Origin of the sequence: Streptomyces sp. JHA26 (genome assembly GCF_002005565.1) — a bacterium.
Classification (GTDB): domain Bacteria; phylum Actinomycetota; class Actinomycetes; order Streptomycetales; family Streptomycetaceae; genus Streptomyces.
In genome coordinates this window covers 22,359-32,199 of the sequence record NZ_BDJC01000071.1, presented here as the reverse complement: position 1 = coordinate 32,199, position 9,841 = coordinate 22,359, and the positions used below count along the sequence as shown (strand labels likewise).

Annotated in this window: 9 protein-coding genes; 1 reads left to right on the top strand and 8 read right to left on the bottom strand. The window is 74.1% G+C overall.

Annotated features, from left to right (window positions below):
• From JHAT_RS29855 to JHAT_RS29845, 3 genes are all read right to left on the bottom strand, one after another.
• The coding region (locus JHAT_RS29855) for an SCO3242 family prenyltransferase (RefSeq protein ID WP_253195655.1) at nt 1-524 on the bottom strand (524 nt) is incomplete at its 3' end.
• A gap of 137 nt (nt 525-661) precedes the next feature.
• Nucleotides 662-1,792, bottom strand: a complete 1,131-nt coding sequence (locus JHAT_RS29850; RefSeq protein WP_077801404.1) for an inositol-3-phosphate synthase — start codon at nt 1,790-1,792, stop codon at nt 662-664.
• A 270-nt stretch (nt 1,793-2,062) separates the two neighbouring features.
• Complete coding sequence (locus tag JHAT_RS29845) at nt 2,063-3,160, bottom strand: ScyD/ScyE family protein (RefSeq protein ID WP_077801403.1); 1,098 nt, start codon at nt 3,158-3,160, stop codon at nt 2,063-2,065.
• Between the two features lie 256 nt (nt 3,161-3,416).
• On the opposite strand from JHAT_RS29845, the gene JHAT_RS29840 reads away from it, so the two are divergent.
• Nucleotides 3,417-4,502 carry a methyltransferase gene (locus JHAT_RS29840; protein WP_077801402.1) on the top strand — a complete coding sequence of 362 codons (1,086 nt, stop codon included), beginning with the start codon at nt 3,417-3,419 and terminating at the stop codon, nt 4,500-4,502.
• A 220-nt stretch (nt 4,503-4,722) separates the two neighbouring features.
• Here the strand turns inward: JHAT_RS29840 and JHAT_RS29835 are convergent, their stop codons facing one another.
• The 5 genes from JHAT_RS29835 to JHAT_RS29815 all read right to left on the bottom strand — a co-directional run bounded on the left by JHAT_RS29835 (nt 4,723) and on the right by JHAT_RS29815 (nt 9,821).
• Nucleotides 4,723-6,228, bottom strand: coding sequence for an FAD-dependent monooxygenase (locus tag JHAT_RS29835; RefSeq protein WP_077801401.1), 1,506 nt, complete (start codon nt 6,226-6,228; stop codon nt 4,723-4,725).
• Between the two features lie 61 nt (nt 6,229-6,289).
• Nucleotides 6,290-7,765, bottom strand: coding sequence for an FAD-dependent oxidoreductase (locus JHAT_RS35805; RefSeq protein ID WP_290439823.1), 1,476 nt, complete (start codon nt 7,763-7,765; stop codon nt 6,290-6,292).
• Nucleotides 7,766-7,767: 2 nt separating this feature from the next.
• Nucleotides 7,768-8,712, bottom strand: a complete 945-nt coding sequence (locus JHAT_RS29825; protein WP_077801400.1) for an aromatase/cyclase — start codon at nt 8,710-8,712, stop codon at nt 7,768-7,770.
• 35 nt (nt 8,713-8,747) lie between these two features.
• Nucleotides 8,748-9,536 (bottom strand): 3-oxoacyl-ACP reductase FabG, encoded by a 789-nt coding sequence (fabG, locus tag JHAT_RS29820; RefSeq protein ID WP_077801399.1) that lies wholly within the window; start codon nt 9,534-9,536, stop codon nt 8,748-8,750.
• 15 nt (nt 9,537-9,551) lie between these two features.
• A complete protein-coding gene (locus JHAT_RS29815) occupies nt 9,552-9,821 on the bottom strand; it encodes an acyl carrier protein (protein WP_077801398.1) in 270 nt (89 codons plus the stop codon).
• Nucleotides 9,822-9,841 lie beyond the last annotated feature (20 nt).

The following is a 9,841-nucleotide window of genomic DNA, read 5'->3' as shown; positions in this document are numbered from 1 at the left end:
CCGCCGGCGAGCCGCCCCCCGGTCTCGCGGCGGGAGACCAGGGTGACGGCGCAGGTGTGGCCGGCCAGGGTGGCCGCCGGGACGAGGGCCGGGCGCGGCGGACGGCCGGTGGCGGCCGCCCCCATCAGCAGGTCCAGTCCGCGCGCGGCGGCCATCGCGGCGGGACCGGCCGGGGTGTGCTTCAGCTTCAGGTCGTACGCCCACACCGTGGCCGCCAGCGGCACGGCCACGGCCAGGGTCCGCCGGCCGGCACAGGCGGCCAGGGCCAGGCCCGCCGCCGTCAGCGTGCCCGCCGCCGTCAGCGCGGCACGCGGCCGGATGCGGCCCGAGGGCAGCGGGCGGTGCGGGCGCTGCACCGCGTCCTCCTCGTGGTCCGCCCAGTCGTTGAGGGCCATGCCCGCCTCGTACAGGCACATCGAGGCGCCCACCGCGAGGGCGGTCGTCCGCCCGGGCCGCGCCCCGGCGGCCGCGGTGCCGGCCAGCACGTCGCCGGGCACCGTGAACACCGCGGGGGCCCGCAGCAGTTCGGCCCAGGTCCGGGCGGTGGCGGCGGAGAGAGCCGGACGGGCTGCGCGGCCGGCGGTGACGGCCGTGGCGGCGGTGCGCGCCGTGGCGGCGGGGCGGGGCCGCAGCCGCCGGACCACGCCGGTGGAGGCGAGGCTCACCGGTGCTCCCCCAGCCGGTCGGCGAACGCCAGCAGGGCCGCGTACTGCTGGGCCAGGGACGTGCTGTCGCCGTCGGGGTCCTTGAAGTAGAAGCCGAGTTCGGGCCGGGGCCCGGACAGGCCCGCCTCGTGGGCGCGGGCCAGCAGCCGCGCCAGGTCCAGTACGAGCGGCGCGGCGAGCGCGGAGTCGCAGCCCTGCCAGATCGTCTGCAGCACCATGCGGGTGCCGAGGAAGCCCTCGAAGGCGACGTGGTCCCACGCCGTCTTCCAGTCCCCGAGCGCGGGGACGTCGTCGATGTGCACGTCGCCCTCGGGCCGCACGCCCAGGTTGTCGACCAGCACCCGCTCCTTGCCGGCGTTCTTCGCGGCGGCGGCCGCCGGGTCGGCGAGCGCGGCCCCGTCGCCGCCGCCGAGCAGGTTCGTGCCCGACCAGGCCCGCACCTGGAGGGCCCGCTGGCGGAACATCGGCGCCAGCACCGCCCGCAGCAGGGTCTGGCCGGTCTTGCCGTCCCGGCCCGCGTACGGCGTACCCGCGCGGGCGGCCTCGTCCGCCAGCCGCGGATGGCCCAGTCCGGTCGAGGGGGTGAAGTTGACGTAGGAGCAGCCGGTGCGCAGGGCGGCCGCCGCGTACAGGGAGCTGGCCGGCCACTCGCCGGGGCCGGGGGCGGGCTCGGTGGAGGCGACGTTCACCACGACGGTGCGGACGGCGCCGGTGGCGTGCGCGAACTCCCGCAGGTCCGCGGCGAACGCGTCGATCAGCTCCTCGGTGCCGCGTTCGTCGCCGGCCAGCGGGCCGCCGGGGCGGATGCGGCTGTCGACGGCGGTCAGTTCGCCGTGCACGGCGCCCGGCAGCCAGTGCGGCAGCACGCCCTGCTCGGCGAGCTGCTCGGCCCGCTTGGGCAGCGGGCTGCTGCTGGTGTCGTGGCCGCCGAAGACCAGGCCGGACAGCTCGGGCAGACCGCTGTGGGCGAACGCGGGCGTCTCGGTGACCAGGCCGGTGGGCGCGAGCAGCCCTCCCGCGAGGGCCGCGCAGCCGGCGACGGTCGTCGTGGCGACCGAGCCCCGGGCACCGACCAGCCACACGCCGGTGGGCCCTGCTGCTGCGGGAGTGTGGGCGTGTACGGACACGGGCGGCCTCCTTGGACGTCGGATGGGGTCCGCGCAAGCGGATGCCCGGCCAGAATGCCGATCCGTGCGGCCGGCGGCCGTCCCCCTCCGCCCGCCGTCGAGCGGCGGCCGAGCCGTTCCCCACCGGAGGCCCGGCCGCCGCCCGGCCACCTCGTGCTCCGCGTCCCGGGGCACGGCGACGGCCCCGCCGGCGGGGGGAACCGGCGGGGCCGCGAGGGGAAGGACAGTCTCAGGGGGTGGCGCGATGAGCCCGTGTCGGGCCGGCCGGCCTCAGTACCAGATGCGCACCAGCTGGCCGTTCGTGCCGACGGAGTGGTTGGTGACGTACACGCAGCCGAAGATGTCGACCCCGAGCCCGGAGGGCTGCACCAGCCTGTCGCCGGTCGGGACGGTGGTGACCTTCTTGGTGTCCAGGTCGATCTCGGACAGCGAGCCCGGCGTCGGCGCCCCGGCCAGCGAGGAGGAGCTGTAGGACAGGGCGAGCAGGTCGCCCTTCCAGTCGAGGGCGAGGTCCACGATGTTGGTCAGCCCGGAGACGAGGACCTGCGGCTGCTGGCCCGGCGCCACCTTCCAGATGCGCGAGCCGCCGACCTGCCCGCCGCCCATGTCGGCTATGTAGAGCGTGCCGTCCGAGCTCTTGACGATGCCGGTGGGCACCGACTCGGCGGTGCCGTTCTTCGGCATCAGGTACTTGGTGGAGGTGGTGCCGTCGCCCGGGCCGGCGATCACGTCGTTCGAGCCGGCGTCGGTGGCCAGGAAGCCCGCGCCGTCCGGCACGAACCGCCACGGGTTGCCGTTGATGTCCCCGCCGTCGGGGTTCAGGGTGCCCTCGTGGGTGACCAGGTCGCCGAGGATCTTGCCGTCGCCGGTGCGGTAGACGGTGCCCAGCGGCTTGGCGGAGGCGCCGAGGGAGGAGCGCAGCTCGGGGGTGCCGGGGCCGCCGAAGGCGGACAGCACGGTGTAGCCGCCGCCCGCGGTGGTGTTGCGCACGGCCTGGGACGGGCCGCTGGCGTTGACGGTGGCGGGGTCGGCGACGCCGACGGCGACGGAGGGCAGGCCGGTCACCACACGGCTCATGCTGCCGCCGAACGGCACCTTGACGACGGCGCCGGTGGCGCCCAGGCACCGGGTGCCCACGGCGCAGCCCGGCAGGCCCTCGCCGGACTCGGCCACCAGCACCGAGCCGTCGGACTGGGCGGTGATGCCGCGGGGGTTCTTCAGGCCGGAGGCGACGACCGTCAGCGTGGCCCCGGGCTTCTCCTCCGCCCGGGCCCCGGCCGGAGCGGCGGCCGTCGTGGCCGTCAGCACCATCGCCGCAGCGGCGGCCGTCGGCAGGACCTTCTTCCAGGAGGCGAGTGAATTCGACATGTCTCTCCTTCTTCGCTGCTGCATGCTTCCCCCGATTTTTCGGAGAGCGGGATGCGAAACCTGCGCCACCATAGGGGAGCCGACGGGTGTGTTTGACCGCTTGTTTTCCGCACTTAAACAGAGTTAATTCGGGCGCGATCGGAATTCGAGCAGCACTCCAGTGGTGCCCGAAAATTATTCCTACCGTGGACAACCGGGTCCCTTGCCCGTTCGGCGGCTGGGACGGAACGAGCATCTATTGCACGGGAGGAATCGCATGCCCGAACTGCCGCCCCCTTCAGTGGTCCGCGACCTGGAAAAACAGCGGGCGGAACTCCAGAAGCAGGTCAGGGAAATGGCGCCGCCGCCCTTCGCCCTGCTCGAACTGATCATGGGGTCGATGGTCACGCAGGCTCTGCGGGCGACCGCCGAGCTGCGCGTGGCCGAGGCGCTGGCGGACGGCCCGCTCGGCCCGGAGGAGCTCGCCGGGCGCGTCGGCGCGAACCCGGACGCCCTGGGCCGGGTGCTGCGGCTGCTGGCCAGTCAGGGCGTCTTCACCGGCCACCCGGACGGCACGTACGGGCTGACCCCGATGGGAGAGGCACTGCGCGCCGACCACCCGATGACGATGCGGGACATCGCGCTGCTGATGGGGCACCCGATCCACTGGGAGGACTGGAGCGCCTTCCTGGAGACGGTGGTCACCGGCGAGCCGAGCCTGCCCAAGCTGCGCGGCATGGGCGCGTTCGAGTACCTGGAGAGCAACCCGGAGTACGGCTCGGTCTTCATCAACGGCATGGGCAACATGTCCGCCACCGAGACCGAACCGGTGGCCGCCGCCTACGACTTCTCCGCCTTCGGCACCGTGCTGGACTTCTGCGGCGGGCAGGGCGGGCTGCTGGCGGGCATCCTGCGCAGTGCGCCGCAGACCCGCGGCATCCTGTTCGACCCGCGCGTCGAGGCCAACGGGGCCGCCGGGTTCCTCGCCGGCCAGGGGGTCGCGGACCGCTGCACGACCGTGGCCGGCGACATGTTCGGCCCGGTGCCCACCGGCGCCGACGCCTACGTCCTCAAGCACATCGTGCACGACTGGCCCGAGGAGGAGGCGCTGAGGATCCTGCGGAACGTGCGGGCGGCCGTGCGGCCGGGCGGCAAGCTGCTGCTGGTCGAGATGGTCGTGCCGGAGCAGGGCGACGAGCCGCACTCGGGCAAGCTGGTCGACCTGTGGCTGATGCTGCTCGTCGGCGGCCGGGAGCGCACGGCCGGCCAGTACGCCGACCTCCTGGCCCGCGCCGGCTTCCGGCTGGAGCGCGTCGTGGAGACGGCGGCCGCGGTGTCGGTCGTCGAGGCCGTACCGGTCTGATCGTCCCGCCGGGCCCGTCCGGTCCGATCGTCCCGCCGGACCCGTCGAGGCCCCGGCCGCGCCCCGAGAGGGGGGAGCGGCCGGGGCCTCGGCCGTGCGCCCGGCCCCGCCGGGAGCGGCGGGGCCGGGCGGGGACGCGCGTCGCGGGAAAAGCCGTCCGCCCGGCCTGCGGTGCGAGGGGGACGCACACCGCAGGCCGGGCGGCCGGAGGGGGAGCGGGTCAGCGGGCCGCCGGGCCGAACCAGCGCTCCAGGACGGGGGCGAGGCCCGCGGCCGTCGGGGTGCCGGCCCAGGCCACGTAGCCGTCGGGGCGGACCAGGACGGCCGCCGCTCCGGCCAGGACCTCGACGCCGGCGGCGTCCGCGGCGGTCACGGTCGCCACGTCCACGCGGTCCCGCCAACCGGCCGCCGCGTCCCGCGCCCCGGCGTCGTCGGCCAGGTCCAGCAGCACCCCGCGCCCGGCGTGCAGCAGTTCGGCGATCCGGGTCTCGCCGTCTTCGCCCACCAGCGTCCGCGGCGGCATCCTGCGGCCCACGAGCGGGTGGCCGCCGGCCTCCTCCGCCCCGAGGTCGTAGCGGATGTCGAGGTGGCTGACGACGCCCGCGAGGTGCTTCTTGACGTCGTCGTACCGCAGCAGCTCGGCGAACAGTTCGCGCAGCGGGTCCGCCTGCTCGCCGCCGAGGAAGATGGTGCCCTGGGCGCGGGTGTTCATCAGCAGCCGCCGGCCCACCGGGTGCCGCTCGGCGTGGTAGCTGTCGAGCAGCGCCTCGGGTGCCGCCCCGCGCGTGACCAGGGCCAGCTTCCAGCCGAGGTTGACCGCGTCCTGCACGCCGGTGCTCAGCCCCTGCCCGCCGGCCGGGAGGTGGATGTGGGCGGCGTCGCCGGCCAGGAAGACCCGGCCGCGCCGGTACCGGGAGGTCTGGCGGGTGGCGTCGGTGAAGGAGCTGACCCACTTCGCGCTGCCGTGGTGGATGTCCTCCCCGGTGATGTGCTCCCAGGCGTCGGCGACCTCCTCGAACGGGACGGTCGCGTCGCGGTCGCTGGCCGGGGTGCCGTGCGGGCAGACGATGAGCCGGTTCACGCCGTCACCCAGCGGACCGACCATGACCATGCCCCTGGGCAGCCGCTCACCGAGGTAGCGCGGGCGCAGTTCGCAGCCGACGACGTCGGCGACGTACATCTTGCGGCTGGCCGGGATACCGGGGAAGTCGAAGCCGGCCGCCTTGCGGATGCGGCTGCGCGAGCCGTCGCAGCCCACCAGGTACGAGGCGCGCAGCCGCTGCGGTCCCTCGGGGGTGTCCAGGGCGATCTCGACGGCGTCGCCGTCCAGGAAGCCGTCGGCCAGCTCGGTGAACTCCCAGCCCCGCCGGATGTCCGCGCCGAGTTCGGTGGCCCACTTCTCCAGGACCTCCTCGGTCTTCCACTGCAGCACGCCGCGGGCGCCGAAGTGGGAGTCCGGGAGCACGGAATAGTCGAACTGCACGCCCCCGAAGTGCCCGACCGGCATGGTCTCCAGGCCGCCCCAACGGGGCAGCAGCCCGCGCTGGTCGAACGTCTCCATCGTCCGGGCGGTGAAGCCCAGGCCGCGCGACTGCATGGTGGGCTCGGTCAGCTTCTCGACCACGACGACGCGTGCTCCGCCGAGGGCGAGTTCCCCGGCGAGCATCAGGCCGGTCGGCCCCGCGCCCACGACGACGACATCGGTGTCCACCGCTGTCCCTTCCATGGTGTTCCCTTTCTTCAGAATCGTCCTTGGCGCTTGCGGTGGGGGGAGGGGCCGGTACGGCCTACCGGCTCGCGGGCGGGCCGAACCAGCGGTTCAGGGCCGTCCGCAGCCCCTCCTCGCCGGAGTCCTCGCCCACCCAGGCGACGTGGCCGTCCGGGCGCAGCAGCACGCGGCCGGCGCCGTGCAGGGGGCCGGGGTCCTCCGGGAGGGCCGCCACCGCGCCCACCCGGTCCGCCCAGCCGTCGGGCGGCCCGGCCGGGTCGCCGCCGCGCAGGTCCAGCAGGACGCCCTTGCCGGTGCGCAGCAGCTGGGCCGGGTGGAGCCGGCGCCGGCCGGTGTGCAGCACGGTGTGCGGCATCCGGGCGCCGAGCAGCGGGTGCGCGGGGCCGCCGACGTCGTAGCGCACGTCCAGGCCGCTGATCATGCCCGCGAGGTGGGCCCGCACGTCCTCCTGGGCGATCAGCTCGCCGAGCACCGTGCGCAGGGGCTCCACGGTGCGGTCGCCGAGCAGCAGGTGGGCCTGGGCCCGGATGTTGGCCAGCACCCGCCGGCCCACCGCGTGCCGTTCGGTGTGGTAGGTGTCCAGCAGCTCGTCGCCGGCCCTGCCGCCCAGGCGCAGGGCCAGCTTCCAGCCGAGGTTGAAGGCGTCCTGGACGCCGAGGTTGAGGGCCTGCCCGCCGATCGGCATCTGCCGGTGGGCGGCGTCGCCCGCGAACAGGATCCGGCCGTGCCGGTAGTGGGTGAGCTGGCGGGAGGCGTCGCCGAAGGCGTTGACCCACAGCGGTGTCCCGCCGCTGATGTCCTCGCCGGTGACCCGCTTCCAGACGGTGGCGATCTCCTCGAACGAGGCGTCGGCGGCACGCTCGCGGGCGGACGAGCCGAACTCGTGCACCATCACCCGGGTCACGCCGTCGGGACGGCGCGCGGCGATGGCGAGGCCCCGCTCCAGGCGCTGGAAGCGCCGGTCGGGGATCTCGATGCCGTCGACGTCGGCGCGGATCAGCTCCCGTCCGGCGTCCTGGCCGGGGAAGCCGGCGCCGAGCAGGCGGCGCACGGTGCTGTTCTCGCCGTCGCAGGCCACCAGGTAGCGGCAGCTCAGGTGCAGCACGCCGTCCCGGCCGGTCGCCTCGGCCTCGACCCGGTCCCCCGTCTCGCCGACGGCGACGAGTTCGTGCCCGCACTTCAGCTCGGCGCCCAGCGCCAGCGCCCATTCCTCCAGGACCGCCTCGGTCCTGGTCTGCGGCACCTTCCACTGCCCCGGGTGGGTGCTGGGCAGGGTGAGGTCGAGGGGGATGCCCCCGAAGTGCCCGCGGGGCTCGTTCGGCGGGGTGGCGAAGTCGGGCAGCAGCTCCCGGCTGTCGAGGATCTCCATGGTGCGGGCGTGCAGCGTGGAGGCCCGTGACTCGTGGTTGGGGGCGTGCCGTTTCTCCAGGACGACCACGTCGGCGCCGGCGAGGGCCAGTTCACCGGCGAGCATCAGCCCGACGGGACCGGCCCCGACGACGACCACGTCGGCCGCAAGGCGGTCCGCTGCCACGGTCAGGCCTTCTTCTGCTCGGCGTAGGCCTTGGCGTGGGCCAGCGTGGCGCTGCTGTTGGTGGACAGCGCCGTGTGCACGTACGCGCGGGCGTCGGCGACGGTGGCGTCGGCGCCGAGGATGCGCGCGATGTTGTCGGTGTTGAGGGTGACGGTGTGCTGGGAGGAGGCGACGGTGCCGTCCTCGGTCTCGGTGAACGTCCACTCGCCGGTGTGCAGGGTCATCAGCGCGGGCAGCGTGATCTGCTTGTAGGCGATCTTGTGGTGCGGGAAGACGACGCGGTACGACTTGGTGGTGTGCACCGAGCCGTCCTTGGCGCGGGTGTCCATCTCCAGTTCCTGCAGGCCCGGCGTGTCCTCGGTGAGGCGCACGACGGCCACGTGCGGCAGCCGCTCGGCCCACCGGTCGGCCTCGTTGATGAAGTCGAAGACGTCCTTGGCGCTGCCGTCGATCCGCACGGTGTCGGTGAAGGAGAAGGTCAGCTCCTCGGTGTCGGCGGCGTGCACGCGCTCGACGTTCTCCTTGAGCGCCGCCAGCTCGGAGGTGCTGTTCCTGTCCACGGCCCGCTCGATCCACAGCAGGTCGTGCGGGTCGTCGCCGACGGCGCTGTAGTCGTGCAGCAGCCGCACCCGGGAGGTGGCCTCGCCGAGCGGCTCGATGATCCAGGTGCCGCCCATGTGCTTGACGGGCGGCGCCGGGATCTGCTGGCGGAAGGTGATGGTCAGCCCGGCGGCGTCCAGGGTCCGGCGCGAGGTCCAGTTCTTGGGGGCGCCGTTGGCGGTGGCCCAGATCCGGATGTGCTCCTCGTCGCCCTGCTCCTCGAGCCGGTCGACGTGGATGGTGGGCGGGAAGATCCGCGGCCAGTTGGTCACGTCCGCGAGCAGCTCGTAGACCGCGGTGGCCGGGGCGTCGATGGTGATCTCGTGCTCGACCTCACGCGTCGTCATGAGGTTCTCCTCGGAGGGTGTCGGTGGGGCGGAGGTCAGAAGTTGCCCAGGCCGCCGCAGACGTTGAGGGCCTGCGCGGTGATGGAGGCGGCGGTGTCGGAGGCCAGGTAGCCGACGAGGCCCGCGACCTCCTCGGGCGTGGAGTAGCGGCCGAGCGGGATCTTGGCCTGGAACTTCTCGAGGATGGCGTCCTCGGAGGTGTCGTAGGCGGCCGCGTAGCCCTGGCGCACGCGCTGGGCCATCGGGGTCTCGACGTAGCCCGGGCAGACCGCGTTGACGGTGATGCCGGTGGGGGCCAGCTCGTTGCCGAGGGCCTTGGTGAAGCCGACGACGCCGTGCTTGGAGGCCGAGTAGGGGGCGCCGAGGACGACGCCCTGCTTGCCGGCCGTGGAGGCGATGTTGATGATGCGGCCGCGGTCCTTGTGCCGCATGCCGCCGGTGTTGAGGACCGCCCGGGTCACCCTGAAGACGCTGGTGAGGTTGGTCTCCACCACGTCCTCCCACAGCTCGTCGGTGAGGTCGGCGGTCACCCCGCCACCGGACCGGCCGGCGTTGTTGACCAGCACGTCGACGGTGCCGAAGCGGTCGACGGCGGCCTGCACGAAGGAGTCGACGGAGGCGGTGTCGCGCACGTCGACGACCGTGCCGTCCACCTCCAGGCCCTCGGCCTGGAGGTCCTTGACGGTGGCGGCGACGTTGTCGGCGCTGCGCGCGCCGATGAAGACGCGGTGTCCGGTGGAGGCCAGCAGGCGGGCCGAGGCCAGGCCGATGCCGCTGGTGGCACCGGTGACGAGGGCGACCCTGGCGGTGCTGTTGCCGGTCATGTCGGGCGTCCTCCTTCAGGCGGCCTGGGCCGGCGCGAGCTGCGCGTTGACGACGTCGATGAAGGAGCGCGGCGTGTTGGCCTCGCTGACGGCCTCCTCGTCCAGGGAGATGCCGTACTCGCGCTCGATGAGGCCCCCGGCCTCCAGCAGCGCGAGCGACTCGTAGCCGATCACTTCGAACTCGGTGTCGAGGATGTCGCCGTCGAGGTCGACGCCCTCGGCCACCCCCGCGGCCTCCCGCAGGATGCGCTTGAGGTCCTCCAGGGTGAACAGCTTGGTGGACATGCCGGGGTCCTTTCGTCTGT